Annotated in this window: 12 protein-coding genes; all 12 read left to right on the top strand. The window is 60.9% G+C overall.

Features of this window, described 5'->3' with window-relative positions; translation table 11 throughout:
• The first annotated feature begins 11 nt into the window (after positions 1 to 11).
• Positions 12 to 707 (top strand): flagellar basal body L-ring protein FlgH, encoded by a 696-nt coding sequence (gene flgH / locus J4E42_RS12955; RefSeq protein WP_008042681.1) that lies wholly within the window; start codon positions 12 to 14, stop codon positions 705 to 707.
• Between the two features lie 27 nt (positions 708 to 734).
• The gene (locus J4E42_RS12950) at positions 735 to 1,823 is read left to right on the top strand and encodes a flagellar basal body P-ring protein FlgI (protein WP_032832736.1); all 1,089 of its coding nucleotides are present in this window, start codon (positions 735 to 737) and stop codon (positions 1,821 to 1,823) included.
• Between the two features lie 11 nt (positions 1,824 to 1,834).
• Positions 1,835 to 3,121: a flagellar assembly peptidoglycan hydrolase FlgJ gene (flgJ, locus tag J4E42_RS12945; RefSeq protein ID WP_207285381.1), complete on the top strand. Its 1,287-nt coding sequence runs from the start codon at positions 1,835 to 1,837 to the stop codon at positions 3,119 to 3,121.
• 22 nt (positions 3,122 to 3,143) lie between these two features.
• Positions 3,144 to 5,210 (top strand): flagellar hook-associated protein FlgK, encoded by a 2,067-nt coding sequence (gene flgK, locus J4E42_RS12940; RefSeq protein WP_008042677.1) that lies wholly within the window; start codon positions 3,144 to 3,146, stop codon positions 5,208 to 5,210.
• A 13-nt stretch (positions 5,211 to 5,223) separates the two neighbouring features.
• Positions 5,224 to 6,822 carry a flagellar hook-associated protein 3 gene (locus tag J4E42_RS12935; protein ID WP_207285380.1) on the top strand — a complete coding sequence of 533 codons (1,599 nt, stop codon included), beginning with the start codon at positions 5,224 to 5,226 and terminating at the stop codon, positions 6,820 to 6,822.
• Between the two features lie 126 nt (positions 6,823 to 6,948).
• Positions 6,949 to 10,524 carry a glycosyltransferase gene (locus J4E42_RS12930; protein ID WP_207285379.1) on the top strand — a complete coding sequence of 1,192 codons (3,576 nt, stop codon included), beginning with the start codon at positions 6,949 to 6,951 and terminating at the stop codon, positions 10,522 to 10,524.
• A 1,389-nt stretch (positions 10,525 to 11,913) separates the two neighbouring features.
• Positions 11,914 to 12,687 (top strand): glucose-1-phosphate cytidylyltransferase, encoded by a 774-nt coding sequence (gene rfbF / locus J4E42_RS12925; protein ID WP_008044636.1) that lies wholly within the window; start codon positions 11,914 to 11,916, stop codon positions 12,685 to 12,687.
• Complete coding sequence (gene rfbG / locus J4E42_RS12920) at positions 12,669 to 13,751, top strand: CDP-glucose 4,6-dehydratase (protein WP_207285378.1); 1,083 nt, start codon at positions 12,669 to 12,671, stop codon at positions 13,749 to 13,751. Before rfbF ends, rfbG begins: the two co-directional genes overlap by 19 nt.
• A complete protein-coding gene (locus tag J4E42_RS12915) occupies positions 13,748 to 14,308 on the top strand; it encodes a dTDP-4-dehydrorhamnose 3,5-epimerase family protein (RefSeq protein ID WP_192226012.1) in 561 nt (186 codons plus the stop codon). Before rfbG ends, J4E42_RS12915 begins: the two co-directional genes overlap by 4 nt.
• Positions 14,305 to 15,531 (top strand): class I SAM-dependent methyltransferase, encoded by a 1,227-nt coding sequence (locus tag J4E42_RS12910; protein WP_207285377.1) that lies wholly within the window; start codon positions 14,305 to 14,307, stop codon positions 15,529 to 15,531. The genes J4E42_RS12915 and J4E42_RS12910 overlap by 4 nt, the downstream gene beginning before the upstream one ends.
• Entirely contained in the window at positions 15,528 to 16,649 is a 1,122-nt protein-coding gene (locus J4E42_RS12905) for a DegT/DnrJ/EryC1/StrS aminotransferase family protein (RefSeq protein ID WP_192419585.1), read from the top strand. The genes J4E42_RS12910 and J4E42_RS12905 overlap by 4 nt, the downstream gene beginning before the upstream one ends.
• Positions 16,646 to 17,311: an acetyltransferase gene (locus tag J4E42_RS12900; RefSeq protein ID WP_192226018.1), complete on the top strand. Its 666-nt coding sequence runs from the start codon at positions 16,646 to 16,648 to the stop codon at positions 17,309 to 17,311. The genes J4E42_RS12905 and J4E42_RS12900 overlap by 4 nt, the downstream gene beginning before the upstream one ends.
• Positions 17,312 to 17,324: the final 13 nt, after the last annotated feature.

The following is a 17,324-nucleotide window of genomic DNA, read 5'->3' as shown; positions in this document are numbered from 1 at the left end:
GAGGTAGGGTCATGAATCGCTTTGTATCTGTCCTGGCACTGAGTGGCGTCGTCGCGCTGGCGGGTTGCGTCGGTCCGACGCCCAAGCCCAATGACCCTTACTACGCCCCGGTGTTGCCGCGTACGCCATTGCCGGCTGCCGCGAACAACGGCTCGATCTACCAGGCTGGCTTCGAACAGAACCTGTACAGCGACCGCAAGGCGTTCCGGGTCGGTGACATCATTACCATCACCCTGAACGAAAAAACCCAGGCCAGTAAAAACGCCAACTCGCAAGTGGCCAAGAACAGCAAGGCCGGCATTGGCCTGACGTCGTTGTTCGGTGTGGTGCCCAACACTAACAACCCATTCAATGAGAATGATCTGACACTGAATGCGAGTTACAGCGGCGACCGCGCGACCAAGGGCGACAGCAAGGCCGGGCAGGGCAACAGCCTGACCGGTTCGATCACCGTGACCGTCGCCGACGTCTTGCCCAACGGCATCATTGCCGTGCGCGGCGAGAAGTGGATGACCCTCAATACCGGTGATGAACTGGTACGGATCGCCGGCCTGGTCCGGGCCGATGACATCGCGACCGACAACACGGTTTCGTCAACGCGCATCGCCGATGCACGCATCACCTATTCGGGCACCGGTTCGTTTGCCGATGCGAGTCAGCCAGGCTGGTTCGACCGTTTCTTCCTCAGCCCGCTGTTCCCTTTCTAGGTGGTCACGTTGAATTTCAAACACCTGATGGTGGCTGCGTTCCTGATGTCCGCAGCCTTCGGTGCTCAGGCCGAGCGGCTGAAGGACATCGCCAGTATTTCCGGCGTACGTTCCAACCAATTGATCGGCTACGGCCTGGTGGTCGGGCTCAACGGTACCGGCGACCAGACGACGCAGACGCCGTTTACCCTGCAAACCTTCAACAACATGCTCTCGCAGTTCGGCATCAAGGTGCCGCCCGGTTCGGGCAACGTGCAGTTGAAGAACGTCGCGGCGGTATCGATCAGTGCCGACTTGCCGGCCTTCGCCAAACCGGGTCAGCAGGTGGACATTACCGTGTCCTCCATCGGTAACTCCAAGAGCCTGCGCGGCGGCACCTTGCTGCTGACGCCGCTCAAGGGTATCGACGGCAACGTTTACGCGGTCGCCCAGGGCAACCTGGTCGTCGGCGGTTTTGATGCTGAAGGTCGCGACGGTTCGAAGATCACCGTCAACGTTCCGTCGGCTGGTCGCATCCCTGGTGGTGCGTCGGTCGAGCGTTCGGTGCCGAGCGGTTTCAACCAGGGCAACAGCCTGACGTTGAACCTCAACCGTTCCGACTTCACCACCGCCAAGCGCATCGTCGACAAGATCAACGACATGCTCGGCCCTGGCGTTGCCCAGGCCATCGACGGCGGTTCGATTCGCGTCAGTGCGCCGCTGGATCCGGGCCAGCGCGTCGACTATCTGTCGATCATCGAGAACCTTGAAGTCGATCCGGGTCAGGCGGTGGCGAAAGTCATCATCAACTCCCGCACCGGCACTATCGTGATCGGTCAGAACGTCAAGGTGTCCCCGGCCGCCGTGACTCACGGCAGCCTGACCGTGACCATCACCGAAGACCCGATCGTCAGCCAGCCCGGCCCTCTGTCCAATGGTCAGACCGCTGTTGTGCCGCGCTCGCGGGTCAACGCCCAGCAGGAAGCCAAGCCGATGTTCAAGTTCGGCCCGGGCACCACCCTCGACGAGATCGTGCGTGCGGTGAACCAGGTCGGCGCGGCGCCAGGCGACTTGATGGCAATCCTTGAAGCACTGAAGCAGGCCGGCGCGTTGCAAGCCGACCTGATCGTGATCTGAGGCCGGCGACCATGGATATGCACAAGAGTGGTCTGGTCAGCAGCGCCGATTCGGGGTCCTATTCGGACCTCAATCGTCTGAATCAGCTCAAGGTCGGCGACAAGAACAGTGACGAAAACCTACGCAAAGTGGCGCAGGAATTCGAGTCGCTGTTCCTCGGTGAAATGCTCAAGTCCATGCGCAAGGCGACCGACACGCTGGCCGAGGGCAATCCGCTCAACACGCCGGCGGCCAAGCAGTACCAGGAAATGTACGACCAGCAGTTGGCCGTTTCCATGTCCCGCGAGGGCGGTGGTATTGGTCTGGCGGACGTGCTGATGCGCCAGATGTCGAAGAACAAACCATTGGCGCCGGGCGAAGCGGCAACGCTGTCGGCGGCCAAGCAGGAAGCGGCAAAAGCGGCGGTGCAGACGCCGGTGGCGGCGGGCACGGTCGGGACCAACGGGCCGCTGTCGCGAGTCAATGGCCAGCGTCCGTTGTGGGCTTCGCGCTCGATCAGCGCTCCACAGGCGGCAGGCGAGGGCGCACATCGCAACGACATGGCGCTGATCAATCAGCGGCGCCTGGCGTTGCCACCGAAACTGGCTGACCGCTTGCTGGCGGGCCTGGTGCCTTCGGCGACGACGGCCGCCGCGCCGCTCAATAACACTCGATTGGCAGAGCGCGCCACGCCGACCGGTTCGGGGCCTTTGTTCAACGGAGACTGGCTGGCGACTGCGCAAGCATCAGCGAATGGCAGCTTGCAGATTCATGGTCGTGCCATCGCTCAGATACCGTTGGCACCGGCGAAAAAAGCCTTCAGTTCTGCCGACCAGTTCGTCAACACCATGTTGCCGATGGCCAAGGAAGCCGCCGAGCGCATCGGCGTCGATCCGCGTTACCTGGTGGCTCAAGCGGCGCTGGAAACCGGCTGGGGCAAATCGGTCATGCGCGCACAGGATGGCAGCAGCAGCCACAACCTGTTCGGCATCAAGGCCAGCAGCAGCTGGAAGGGCGATTCGGCGCGAGCGATCACCAGCGAATTCAGAAATGGCGCGATGGTCAAGGAGACGGCCGAGTTCCGTTCCTATGGCTCTTACAAGGACAGCTTCCATGACCTTGTGACTTTGTTGCAAACCAACAATCGCTATCAAGATGTCGTGAAGTCGGCCGATAACCCAGAACAGTTTGTACGCGAGTTGCAAAAGGCCGGTTACGCAACCGACCCGGACTACGCGAGCAAGATTTCGCAGATAGCCAAGCAGATGACGAGTTACCAGAACTACGCTGCGGCGGGCGTTTCCACCACGCCTTTATAGGCACAAGGATTAAGGTCGAACCATGAGTTTGCTCAATATCGGGATGTCGGGTCTGGCCGCTGGCCAATCCTCGTTGATGACCACCGGCAACAACATTGCCAACGTCGACACCGCCGGGTACTCGCGCCAGCAAACAGTGCAGGGCACCAAGGCCTCGCAGCAGTTCGGCAATGTCTACATCGGCACCGGCACGACCCTGGCCGATGTGCGTCGCGTGTACAACAGCTACCTCGATGCACAGTTGCAGACCACCACCTCGCTCAACAGCGATTCGGCCGCCTACCTGAATCAGGTCACGCCGCTGGACAAATTGCTCTCCGACACCAGCACCGGCCTGAACGGCGCACTGACCAAGTTTTTTGCCTCGGTGCAGAACGTCAACGCCAAACCCGGTGACGACGCGTCCCGCCAGTTGCTGCTCAGCGATGCCCAGGCCTTGAGCAACCGTTTCAACTCGGTCTCCGCGCAGTTGACCCAGCAGAATGCCAATATCAACGGCAACCTGACGAACATGGCGGATCAGGTCAACAAGCTGGCCGCTACCGTGGCGCAGTTGAACCAGAAGATCTCCGAGGTTTCCAGTTCCGGCGGCATGCCGAACGAGCTGCTCGACGCCCGTAACGAAACCGTGCGCCAGCTGGCGACCTTCACCGGTGCGCAGGTGGTGGAGCGTGAAGGCAATCTCGACATTTACCTGGGCAGCGGTCAGCCGCTGGTCATGGGTAATACGGTCAACAAACTTGAAGTGGTGCCGGGCAAAGACGATCCGGGCCGCTTGTCGCTGCAACTCAATCGCGGTTCGAGCACCATTGATATCACCGCGATCATGACCGGCGGCGAAATCGGCGGGTTGCTGCGTTATCGCAGCACCGTGCTGGACCCGGCCATGAACGAATTGGGTCGTGTGGCCCTGGTCGTCGCCGACCAGATGAACAGCCTTCAGGCCCAGGGCATCGACAAGAACGGCGCCTTCGGTTCGAACCTGTTCAACAACATCAACTCGGCCAAGCTGGTCTCTGAACGCAGCGTCGCCAGCCTGAACAACGTGGGCACCGGTAACTTTGATGTGAGCATCAAGGACACTGGCAAGCTGACCATCAACGATTACAAGGTCACGTTCACCACCGCGACCGATTACACCGTTCAGCGCCTGCCGGACAACACGCCGATGGGCTCCTTCAGCACGGTAGCGCCGGCAACGGCACCGGTCATCGACGGCGTCGAGATGAAGTTCAACGCGGCTTCTGCCACGGCGGGCGACACCTTCAGGATCACCCCGACCCGCGATGCTGCGGCGAACATCAAGACCGAGATGACCGACTCCAAGCGTCTGGCCATCGCGGCACCGCTGGGCGCGGCGATTGCAGCGAGCGGCAGTGGCAGCGGCACCCTGACGATCCCGGCCAGCGGTCAACCGACCCTGACCACCAAGTTCGACATCTACGACGCGGCGACCACCACCGCGATGCAGAACGGCCTGAAAAACTCCACGCCGACCAAGGTGGTATTTGGTGCGGTGTCCGCCGATGGCACCAGCCAGACCTACCAGTTCCTGGATGCCAAGGGCGCGCTGATCAGCGGCGGTACCATCAAGCCAGGTGAGACCAATACCCTGAACCTGAGCATTCCGCTCACGGATGCCGCGGGTGCACCGATCCCGGCTCCGCCCGCGACTCAGTACGCCGCGGCCTTCAGCATGACCATCGCCGGTGCCCCAAGCAGCGGCGCGGCGATCAACGTCTCGCTCACTCAGCCGGGCAGCCTGGACAACCGTAACGGCACCGCACTGGCTGGCTTGCAGACCGCGAAGACCGTGGACACCGGTTCGGCCAGCAAAGGCATTTCCCTGAACGACGCCTACGGCAAACTGGTCGAGGGTGTGGGTTCCAAGGCTGCACAGGGCAAGCTCGACAGCGCGGCGACCGAAGCCATCCTGGCGAACGCCAAGGGCGCGCGCGACTCGCTCTCGGGTGTCGACCTCGATGAGGAAACCGGCAACCTGGTCAAGTATCAGCAGTACTACACCGCGTCTTCGCAGATCATCAAGGCTGCGCAGGAAATCTTCAGCACACTGATCAACAGTCTTTAAGGAGTCGTAGCCCATGCGCATTTCTACCGCCCAGTTTTACGAGTCCTCGGCTGCCAACTATTCGAAGAACTTCGCCAACGTGGTCAAGAGCAGCGAAGAGGCGAGCAGCCTGGTTCGCGTCAACACCGCCGCCGATGATCCGGTCGGCGCCTCGCGCCTGCTGCAATTGGGCCAGCAGGCTTCGATGCTCGATCAGTTCAACAACAACATGACGACGATCAAAGCCACGCTCGGCCAGACTGAAGCCGTCATGACCAGTATCGGCAACGTGCTGCAACGCGCCAAGGAACTGGCCCTGGGTGCCGGCAACGCCGGTTATACCGATTCCGATCGCCAGGCCAACGCTTCGGAGCTCAGCCAGATCGAAGAACAGCTGTTGAGCCTGATGAACACCAAGGACGAAAACGGCAAATACATTTTCTCCGGCTCCAAGGGCGATACCGTTCCGTTCTCGCGTAATACCGACGGCACCTACAGCTATAACGGTGATCAGGTCACGCTGGACCTGCCGATTGGCGATACCCAGTCGATGGCCACCAACAGCACCGGTTGGGCTGTGTTCCAGCAAGCCATCAACACCAGTCGCACACAGTCCACCATGACCACGCCGACGCCGGCCGTCGATGGCGGTCGTGTGGTGCTGTCCAATGGTCAGGTGAATTCGGACGTGACCTACAACGCCAAATTCCGTGGCGGCGAGCCCTACACCGTGAATTTCCTCAGCCCTACGCAGCTGGAAATCCGCGATTCGCTGGGTAATGACGTCACGGCCGAAGCTTCTGGCAATGGCGTGTTCAGCTCCTCCGGTGGTGCCGCCACACAGACAATCAACTTCCGTGGCGTTGACCTGAAGTTGAACATCAACATGAAGACTGGCGACGTTCCGGCAACCGTGTTCCCGGCGCCTCCGTCCCCCAATGCCTACAGCTTCACCCTGGCGGCCAAGCCGGACAGCTTCAATGCGACCCGTGCCCCAGGCAACCTGTCCAGCGACGTCGTCACCAATACAAGCATCTCCAACAGTGCCGCCTACCACGCCAGCTTTCCGGAAGGCGGGGCCGTTCTCAAGTTCACCAGCGCCACGGCTTTCGACTTGTATGCAGCGCCTCTGACCGCGAGCAGCAAGCCGGTTTCCAGCGGTGTTCTGGCGGGCAACGTCGCCACCGCATCGGGTGTCGACTTTACGCTGAGCGGCGCACCTTCGATGCAGGCTGGTGACCAGTTCTCCGTCACGGTCAACACTCACCAGACGCAGAACGTTCTGGACACGGTCGCCCAGCTGAAAACCGCGCTGTCGACGCCGACCAACAACAATCCGCAGGCCATTCAAGCACTCAACGCGGCCATTGGTTCCGGTATCGGTAACCTGACCAGCGGCATTGACCAGTTGACCTCGGGCCTCAGCTCCGTGGGTGGTCGCGGTGCGTCGCTGACGACTCAGACCGATATCAACCAGAGCCTGGTGCTGGCCAACACGCAGACCCAGGGCGCGATCCGTGATTCGGACCCGGCCACGGTGATGACCCGCCTGACCTTGCAGCAAACCATGCTGCAAGCCTCGCAACTGGCGTTCAGCAAAATCGCTCAGTTGGGGTTGTTCAACAAAGTCTGAGTCAAGGCCTTCGCGCCATAGGCGCGAAGGTTCAATACACCCGAGTGCAAACCGTCATTTTTCAGCGGTTCAGGGCTGCTCCACTCGTTCCAGAGTGAGCGCCCACCGCTCGCGAGTTCCCCTGCCGTGAAACCAGCTCCTCTTGTCAGCATCGCCATTCCCGCCTACAACCCGCTGTACTTTAAGGCAGCGCTGCAAAGTGCGCTGAACCAGACCTACGCGTCGCTTGAAGTGATCGTGTGTGACGACAGCGACAGCGACGAAATCCATGAGCTGGTCCAGGCCTGCACAGTGCCGCCAACCGTGACATTGCGTTATGTGCGCAATGAACAACGCCTGGGGTTCAAGGGGAATCTGATGGCCTGCGCCGAGCAGGCAACCGGGGAGTACCTCAAGCTTCTCTGTGATGACGATCAACTGCTGCCTGAGAGCATTGCCCGTCAGGTGCAGGGTTTCATTGATCATGACGATGTGAATCTGGTGATTGCCCTGCGTCAGTATTGCGACGGTGATTACCTTCTGCTTCCCGAGCGCCTGGAGAACTCCAGCTTTGTCTCGGGGGATACGCTGTTCAAGGGTGAAGACCTGCTGGATGTGCTGGAAAGCTCGGCCCTGAACTTTCTCAGCAATTTGAGTGGCGCGCTGATGCGCACTCATCAGGTGCTGGAGTATCTGCCCGCGTTGACCCAGGTCGGCGAAGGGTTTGTCGCCCGTCTCGATTTCGCCTTGTTTGTCTGCCTGTTGCGTCGTGGCAATCTGGCGGTTATCGCACAGGTGCTCAGCTTTGAACGCTTGCACCCGGCGCGCCTGAGCAATCAACTGGAGGTCGAGCAGGCCGTGGCGGTCGAGCTCGGTTGGCTGACCCAAATGCTGTCGGTGCGCAGCGGCGAGCCGGCACCTGCGCCGGGGCATGTTCGCTTTATCGATCTGGCCAGCGCCGCCCTCGGTGAGCCGTATGACTGGGAAGAAATGGCGCTGGGTCGTTCCCTGGGCTTTACCTCGACGTTGCTCCGTTCGCGGGTGGGTGAAAACTGTGACTGCTTTGCTGATGTGTACCTGCAATGGCTGGCGTGTCGCACCCTGAACCCGGCCCAGCAGCGCCTGTTGCCTGCGCGCCTTGCCTCGTGGGCATGGCAGCCGCGAATTGTGCCGGTGGTGATGGATGCCGACGCTGACGATGCGGCACTGGGCGTCACACTGGAGAGCATCGAACGGCAGGTCTATGGCGCCGAAAGGGTGTTGGTGCTCTCGGGTGAAAATCGCACCAGTGCCCTTGCGGGCAACGTGATTCGTGTGGCCTTGCAAGGCGACGGGCTTGAGCAACTCAATGGCCTGATGCAGGCCGACAGTGCGGACTGGTTCTATCTGCTGCGGGCCGGTGATCGCCTGAATGAACTGGCCTTGCTGCTTTTGGCCGAGCGGATGGTCGAGAGTGCCGACGCGCTGTGTATCTATACCGATGAAGGCGGCTTGCGCAATGACGTGTCGGTCGAGCCGATCCTCAAGCCCGATTTCAATCTGGACCTGCTGCGCAGTTATCCCTATGTCGGGCGGACACTGGCCATCCAGCGTCAAGGCTTTGTAGCCGCAGGTGGTTTTACCCCGGACTTCGCTGAGCTCAGCCCTCATGACCTGGTCTGGCGCCTCGTCGAAAACCACGGCCCGCATGTCGTGGAGCATGTCGCTCAAGTGTTGGTCGAATCCTCGTTCGGCCTGTCGCAATGGCTCGCTCTGCCGCAGGTTATCGAGCAGAACTCCCGCGTACTGACTGCGCACCTTGATCGTATCGGTGCGGCACACGAGGTGCGGCCGGGCAGCGTGCCGCTCATCAATCGAATTGACTACCAGCATGGCGTTCAGCCGCTGGTGTCCATTGTGGTGGTGGCCCAGGATCAGCTCGGTCGGCTTGAGCGTTGCATCGAAAGTGTGCTGGAGCACACGGCTTATGCTCACTACGAATTGTTGATCGTCGACAACGCAAGCACCTCGATCGAGGCGCGTGACTGGCTGGCCGCCATGTCGCAAATGGGCGGTGAAAAACTGCGCGTGCTGCATTGCGATTACCCCGATAACCCGGCAGCGGCGCAGAACTTCGCCGTTGCTCAGGCACGTGGCGAGTATGTGGTGTTACTCAGCCCGGACAGCCTGATCGTCAATCGTGACTGGCTTGGGGAGCTGCTGAATCACGGCTTGCGTCCGGAGGTGGGCGTCGTCGGTGGCCGAATGGTCAGCCCTCAGGGGCGTATCGAAGGTTCGGCCCTGGTGCTGGGGATGCGCGGCCCTGTCGGCGTACCTTGGCGCGGGGAGGTGATGACCGCTCCAGGGTATATGCAGCGCCAGCAGGCGGTGCAGAATTTGAGTGCTGTGAGAACCGAGTGCCTGCTGGTCCGCAAGCAGGTGTTCGATGAACTTCAGGGGTTTGACGAGCAGGCCTTTTCCCAAAGACTCGGTGGTCCTGATTTCTGTCTGCGTGTGAGGCAGAAGGGCTATCTGGTGGTCTGGACGCCGTATGCCGAGTCGGTCCACGTGGCTGCCGAGGCGGAGAGCGGGCCGGTGGTGTCAGATCTGCTGGCTGAGCAGAAGCGGTTTTATCAGCGCTGGCTGCCGATCATCGCAAGAGATCCGGCGTACAACGTCAACCTGAGCCTGAGCACCAATAATTTCAGCCTTGAACCGGGTTACAAGAGCGACTGGAATCCGTTCGCCCGTCACATGCTGCCACGGGTGCTGGCGATCCCGATCAACGAGACCGCCGTAGGCCATTACCGTGTCACCCAGCCGTTTCTGGAGCTGGAAGCCGCGGGTCAAGTGCTTGGTAATCTTTCTTACCATACGCCTTCGGACATTGAGCTGGAGCGCCAGTCGCCGGACGTCATCATCCTGCAAGGGCGCTACAGTGAGGGCGCGGTGAATGAAGTGGAGCGGGTCAAAAACAGCTCCAAGGCTTTCCGGATCTTCGAGCTCGACGATTATGTCATCGACGTTCCGAAGAAAAACGCCCACGTGCGCAAGGCCATGGTTGGCGTTGAGCAAATCGTGCGGCGTGCAGTTGGGTTGTGCGATCGGGTGGTGGTGTCGACCCAACCGCTGGCCGATACCCTCAAAGGCATGCATGACGATATTCGCGTGGTGCCGAACATGCTCGCTCCGTATCTGTGGACCGGTCTGAGCAGCCAGCGGCGTACGTCGCGCAAGCCGAGGGTCGGTTGGGGCGGAGGCACCAGTCACGATGGGGATCTGGCGATCATTGCCGATGTCGTTCGCCTGCTGGCGGATGAAGTGGAATGGGTGTTCTTCGGCATGTGCCCGCCGGCACTCAAGCCTTTCGTGCATGAGTTCCATCCCGCCGTTGGCCTGCAGGCTTACCCTGCCAAACTGGCGAGCCTGAACCTTGATCTGGCTTTGGCGCCGCTGGAGTTTCATATCTTCAACGACTGCAAGAGCAACTTGCGCCTGTTGGAATATGGCGCGTGCGGTTATCCGGTGATCTGTACGGACACTGAGGCTTATCGCGGTTATCTGCCGTGTACCAAGGTGGTGAGTAACAGTACCGAGGAATGGCTTGAGGCAATTCGTATGCACCTGGCTGACCCGGATGCGAGTTACCGCATGGGTGATGCGCTGCGTGAGGAAGTGCTGCGTGACTATATGTTGCAGGGTAGTAATCTGAATTATTGGGCTGAGGCTTGGTTGCCGGGTTGATCTCGGGGTTCTGTTGCGATTGGGGGGCATATCCGTTGCTGCGGTTATGGCGGCTATTGGTTTCGCCCTTACGGCGAGTCACTTTCGAAAAGCGCGAAAGTAACCAAAGCGCTCTTGCCCCTTTCGTTCGGTGCCTCGCCTAGGCTCGGCATCCCCTCGCTCCGGTTCTGCTCCGTGGGCCCGCCGCCATCGGCCATCCATGGCCGGGGGCGGCTAACCCGGCATCCATGCCGGGTTGCCCACTGCGCAGAACCTGCGCTCAGCCTCTCGAGGGGGCGACTACCGCCACAGCCGCCGAGGCGGCCTGAAAGCCGACCTGGCTCTTTGGTGCGTGCGTTCCCTCATTCCGGATATGTACACCTATCCCCTGTAGGAGCCGGCTTGCTGGCGATGGCGTCCCTCCAGCCAATACATACGTTGACTGATCCACCGCTATCGTCGGAACGCCGCCCGCAGCAAGCCGGCTCCTACAAGGGATTGGGTTCACACGTTTCAAAATTGTAGGAGCCAGCTTGCTGGCGATGGACGTCAACGATAACGCGGGCTGTCTGAATGAACGCGTCGCCCAGACGCTTTTCGCCGGCAAGCCGGCTCCTACAGGGAATCCCATACGCTTTTGATTTCCACCACTCATCAGGTCGAGCGTTAGCTCGCCTTGCTGCGTTCAGTCATTCCGGATATGTACACCGCTCCCCTGTAGGAGCCGGCTTGCTGCGGGCGGCGTTCCGACGATGGCATCCATCCAGTCAATAAATGCGTCGACTGACCCACCGCCATCGTCGGAACGCCGCCCGCAGCAAGCCGGCTCCTACACGGTGATTGGGTTCGCACAATTCAAAATTGTAGGAGCCAGCTTGCTGGCGATGGACGCCAACGATAACGCGGGTTGTCTGGATGAACGCATCGCCTAGACGCTTTTCGCCGGCAAGCCGGCTCCTACAGGGATCAGCGTTTGCTTTTGCTTCCCACCACTCATCAGGCCGAGCGTTAGCTCGCCTTCCGCTTTTGATCTGAGCGCCCCCTCGGCATGCCCTCGCTCCGGGCCCACGGAGCAGGACCGGAGCGAGGGCATGCCGAGCCACAGCGAGGCACCTAACGAAAGGGGCAAGAGCCCTTTGGTTACTTTGGGGCTTTTCGAAAGTGACTCGCCGTAAGGGCGAAACCAATAGCCGCCATGACCACAAAAACGGATATACACCCAAGGCCAGAGCCCACCCACCACAGCGAAAGAGCTGGCGCGTTTCCTGCAAGCCCCCCCGATATCGCCATAAAACGAGCACTTCCGGTGAATCCAGAAGCGCCCTGAGCGGCATTGAAGGTTTTATCCAGAAGGCCTGCAAAAGCTTGATACAGCTTGGCTGAGCCCTGTGACGAACAAGAGGGGAGACGATGAAGGCAGTTATTTTGGCGGGCGGCCTGGGCACGCGCATCAGTGAGGAGTCGCACCTCAAACCCAAGCCGATGATTGAAATCGGCGGCAAGCCAATTCTCTGGCACATCATGAAGCAGTACTCCGCTCACGGGATCCATGACTTCGTGATTTGCCTGGGCTACAAGGGCTACGCGATCAAGGACTTCTTCGCCAACTACTTCCTGCACACCTCTGACGTCACGTTCGACATGTGCAACAACCGCATGGACGTTCACCAGAACTACAGCGAGCCATGGCGCGTCACGCTCATCGATACCGGTGAAGACACCATGACCGGCGGGCGCTTGCGTCGGGCCAGCCGCTACCTGGAAAACGAAGACGCGTTCTGCTTCACCTACGGCGACGGCGTGTCCGATTTGAACATCGGTGCCCTGGTGGACTTCCATCTGTCCCACGGCAAGCTCGCCACGGTCACGGCGGTTCAGCCGCCTGGCCGTTACGGCGCACTGGAACGCGACGGTCACCTGGTCCGCGGTTTTACTGAAAAGCCGCGCGGTGACGGAGGCTGGATCAATGGTGGCTTCTTTGTGCTGTCGCCCAAGGTCCTGCCGCTGATTACCGCCGACGAGACGGTTTGGGAATCCGAGCCTTTGGTCGGCCTGGCCAGCAGCGGTCAACTGGCTGCCTACCAGCACGATGGTTTCTGGCACCCGATGGACACCCTGCGCGATAAAAACCATCTGGAGCATTTGTGGCAGAGCGGGGAGGCCCCATGGAAGCAATGGGACTGAGCCCGGAATTCTGGCGCGGCAAGCGAGTTCTGCTGACGGGCCACACCGGTTTCAAAGGCAGTTGGCTGACGTTGTGGCTGCAAAGCCTCGGCGCGAAAGTCAGCGGGTTTTCCCTCGATCCGTCCACCGAGCCGAGCCTGTTCGAATTGGCACGTGTTCATGAAGGCATCAACGATCAGCGCGGCGACCTGCGTGATCTGGGGGCCCTGCTTGAACTGATCGCCGACACCCAACCGGAAATCGTCCTGCACCTGGCGGCCCAGCCGCTGGTGCGCGAGGGTTATCGCGATCCGCTGGGGACTTACTCCAGCAACGTCATGGGCACCCTGAACCTGCTTGAAGCGATCCGTCAGGTCGGCGGCGTGCGCGCCTGCGTGCTGGTGACCACCGACAAGGTCTACGCCAATCAGGAATGGTTGTGGCCGTACCGTGAAAACGAAGCCCTCGGCGGCCACGATCCTTACAGCAGCAGCAAAGCCTGCTGCGAGTTGCTGGCGCAGTCGTATGCGGCATCGTTTTTCCCGGCCGAGAAGTATGCCGAACACGGTCTGGCCCTGGCCACGGCCCGAGCCGGCAACGTGTTGGGTGGCGGTGATTTTGCCCCTGAACGTCTGATTCCCGATGTCCTGAAAGCCTGGTCTGCCGACGAGCCGGTAACCCTGCGCTACCCGCAAGCCGTCCGCCCGTGGCAACACGCGCTGGAGCCGCTGGCCGGTTACCTGCAACTGGCCGCCGGTCTTTACGAGCGAGGCCCCGAGTTCGCCGGTGCGTGGAACTTCGGCCCGAGCGAAGCGGACATGTGCAGCGTCGGCGAAGTGGTCGAGCTGCTCGCCAACCGTTGGCCACAAGCGCGCGGATTGCGTATCGAACCGAGTGAACTGCATGAAGCAGGCCTGTTGCGCCTGGACAGCAGCCGCGCCCGCCAACTGTTGGCCTGGCAGCCGCGCTGGTCGCTGCAACAATGCCTGACCCAGACCCTCGACTGGCATCTGGCCTGGCAAAACGGCGACGACATGCGTGGCATCACGTTGGGTCAGTTGAACCTGTACCGAGGCGCGCTGTGAGCGAGTTTTCGTTGAAGGCGCTGCCGCTGACGGGCTTGTTCAGCGTGCAGCACAAACGCTTCGAAGACGATCGCGGGCACTTCGCCAGGTTGTTCTGCGAGGGCAGCCTGAGCGCCTTCGGCCAAGCGTTTTCCATTCGCCAGATCAACCATTCCTGCACCCGCGCACGCGCGAGTGTGCGTGGCCTGCATTACCAGAATGCCAACGCGCCGGAAGCCAAGCTGATCACCTGCCTGCGCGGTGAAGTCTGGGATGTGGCGGTGGACTTGCGGCCCGACTCCGCAACGTTCCTGCACTGGCACGCCGAACACCTGCGCGCCGGCGACGGTCGCAGCCTGCTCATTCCTGCCGGTTTTGCCCACGGCTTCCAGACCCTGACCGACGACGCCGAATTGCTTTACCTGCACAGCGCCGATTACGCGCCGGAGCATGAAGGCGGCTTGTCGGTGAACGATCCACGGCTGGCGATTGCCTGGCCGTTGCCTGTCAATAATCTGTCAGCCAGGGACGCCAGCCATCCCTTGCTCGATGAACGTTTCGCTGGAGTGCGTCTATGAACTGCCGTGGTTGCGGTACTCCTTTGGCCTTGCCGCTGATCGATCTCGGCACCTCGCCGCCGTCGAACGCCTACGTTCGTGCCGATCAGCTGGAACAGGCCGAACAGTGGGTGCCACTCAAGGTTGCGGTGTGTCAGCAGTGCTGGTTGGTGCAAACCGAGGATTACACCAGCGCCGACAGCCTGTTCGACGCTGAGTATGCGTATTTCAGTTCGTTCTCCAGCACCTGGCTGGCGCATGCCGATCGCTACGTCGCCGAGATGGTCGAGCGCTTCGGCCTGACCGCCGACAGTCGTGTAGTGGAAATCGCTGCCAACGACGGTTACCTGTTGCAGTACGTCGCCGGTCGCGGCATTCCTTGCCTGGGCGTTGAGCCAACCCGCAGCACCGCGCAAGCGGCGCGGGAAAAAGGCCTGGAGATCCGCGAGTTGTTCTTCGGCCGTCACACCGCTGCGCAATTGGTCAGCGAAGGCTGGTCCGCGGACCTGATGGCTGCCAACAACGTGTTGGCCCACGTGCCGGACATCAATGATTTCCTCGGCGGCTTTGCGACCCTGCTCAAGCCGACCGGCGTGGCGACGTTCGAGTTTCCGCAACTGCTGACACTGATGGCCGGGCAACAGTTCGACACGCTGTATCACGAGCACTATTCCTACCTGTCCCTGACCGCCGTGCAGACATTGTGCGAACGCAACGGCCTGGAAGTGTTCGACGTCAGTCAGCTGTCGACCCACGGCGGTTCGCTGCGGGTTTTCGTCCAGCGTGTCGATGGCGTTCGTCGTGACGTGCAGCCTGCGGTTGCTCAGCAACTGCAAGCCGAAATCACCGCCGGTGTGAAAACCCCCGAGTACTACGCGACCCTCGCGCCAGCCGCCGAGGGCATCAAGCACCAATTGCTGCGCTTCTTGTTGCAGGCGAAAGCCGATGGCAAACGAGTGGTCGGTTACGGCGCCGCCGCCAAGGGCAACACGTTGCTCAACTACGCCGGGGTCAAGCCTGATCTGTTGGCCTGGGTCGCCGACGCCAATCCGCACAAACAGGGCAAGTTCTTGCCTGGCAGCCGGATTCCGGTGGTGTCGCCCGAGCGTATCGCCCTCGAACAACCCGACTACATCTTGGTTCTGCCATGGAACCTGTTGCCTGAAATCACCCAGCAATTCGCCTCGGTCAAAGAGTGGGGCGCACAGTTTGTCGTTGCCGTTCCGGAGTTGAGTATTCAATGAGCAGAATTCACTACACCAAACCGAGTGTCGGCGAACTGGAAGCCCGGTATGCCCTGGATGCCGTGCAGAACGGTTGGGGCGCGCGTTGCTACGAATACCTGACGCGTTTCGAGCACGGGTTTGCCGAGCACCTTGGTGCGACCTATGCCATCGCGACGTCGAGCTGCACCGGCGCGCTGCACATGGGGATGGCGGCGCTGGGCATCGGCGCGGGTGATGAAGTGATCCTGGGCAACACCAACTGGATCGCTTCGGCGGCACCGATCACCTATCTGGGCGCTACGCCGGTGTTTGTCGATGTTCTGCCGGATAGCTGGTGCCTGGATCCGGAGCTCGTCAGGCAGGCAATTACCCCGAAGACCAAAGCCATTCTCGCGGTCCATCTTTACGGCAACCTGTGTGACATGGACGCATTGCTGGCGATCGGTCGCGAACACGGTATCCCGGTCATCGAAGACGCCGCCGAAGCCATCGGCTCGCAGTGGCGCGGCAAGGCTGCCGGCTCGATGGGGGCGTTCGGTGCGTTTTCATTCCATGGCACCAAAACCATGACCACCGGCGAGGGCGGCATTTTCGTCACCTCGGATAAAGCCTTGTATGAGCGCGTCCTGACGTTGTCCAACCATGGTCGTGTCGCGGGCAGCACCAAACAATTCTGGCCAGAGTTCATTGGCTTCAAATACAAGATGAGCAACTTGCAGGCGGCCGTCGGCTGCGCCCAGGTTGAGCGGATCGAAGAGCTGATCGAACGCAAACGGACGATATTCGCCAATTACGCCCGCGCGCTGTCATCGCTGCCGGGGGTTTCGCTGAACCCCGAACCTGCCCATGCGCGCAACGGTTACTGGATGCCCACGGTGGTATTCGATGCCGGGACCGGGATCCATCGCGACGAGATGATCGCCGCGTTCCAGGCCGCCGATATCGACGCCCGGGTGTTCTTCTGGCCACTGTCTTCGTTGCCCATGTTCAGTGAGCACGTGGTCGACACACCGGTTTCGTTTGCCTTGCCGGAGCGTGCATTCAACCTGCCGAGTTATCACGACATGACTGACGCCGATCAGGCACGGGTGGTGGATGTGGTGCGTACACTGCTGGCAAAAAGGCAATCACTGTGAAGATGTACTTGCTGGGCGCGGCCAACCCGGAAGCGGTGCGCATGCTGCACGCGGTGAAGCGCAGCACACCGAATGTCGAGTTTGCGTTTCTGGACAATGACCCGAACAAACACGGGACACCGTTTTTTGGTGTGCCGGTCATTGGCGGTTCGGCGTTGGTCAGTGAGCTCAAGGGGCCGGACGTACGTTTCGTCAACCTGATCACCGGCAGCACCCGACTGCGCTACGAGACCACCCGCCAGCTGGTCGAGGCCGGTGCAACGCTGGGCCAGTTCATCCACCCCGGCATTGACCTGACCATGATTCGCATGGGGCAGGGCAGTTATCTGCAGGAAGGCGTAATCATGCAGGCCGAGGTGACGCTGGGCGACAACACCAGCATCAGCGCCGGCAGCGTGGTGGGGCATGAAGGGCAAATCGGCCACTCGGTGTTCATGGCGCCCGGCGTATGCATCGCCGGTTGCGTGGAGATCGGCGACGGCACGTTCATCGGCACCAACGCCACCATTCTTCCGCGCTTGCGTATCGGACGCTGGGTGACCATCGGCGCCGGCGCCGTCGTCACCAAAGATGTCCCGGATTATTCAGTCGTGGCGGGCAATCCCGCCAGGATCATCAAGACCAACGTGGTGCCTTACCCCGACGGTAAGGTCTTCAACTAACCCGTTTGCCTAT

The organism is Pseudomonas sp. FW300-N2A2, from assembly GCF_017351735.1.
GTDB lineage: Bacteria > Pseudomonadota > Gammaproteobacteria > Pseudomonadales > Pseudomonadaceae > Aquipseudomonas > Aquipseudomonas migulae.
The sequence above is the reverse complement of the archived record's forward strand: the minus strand, read 5'-3'. Positions and strand labels throughout refer to the sequence as shown.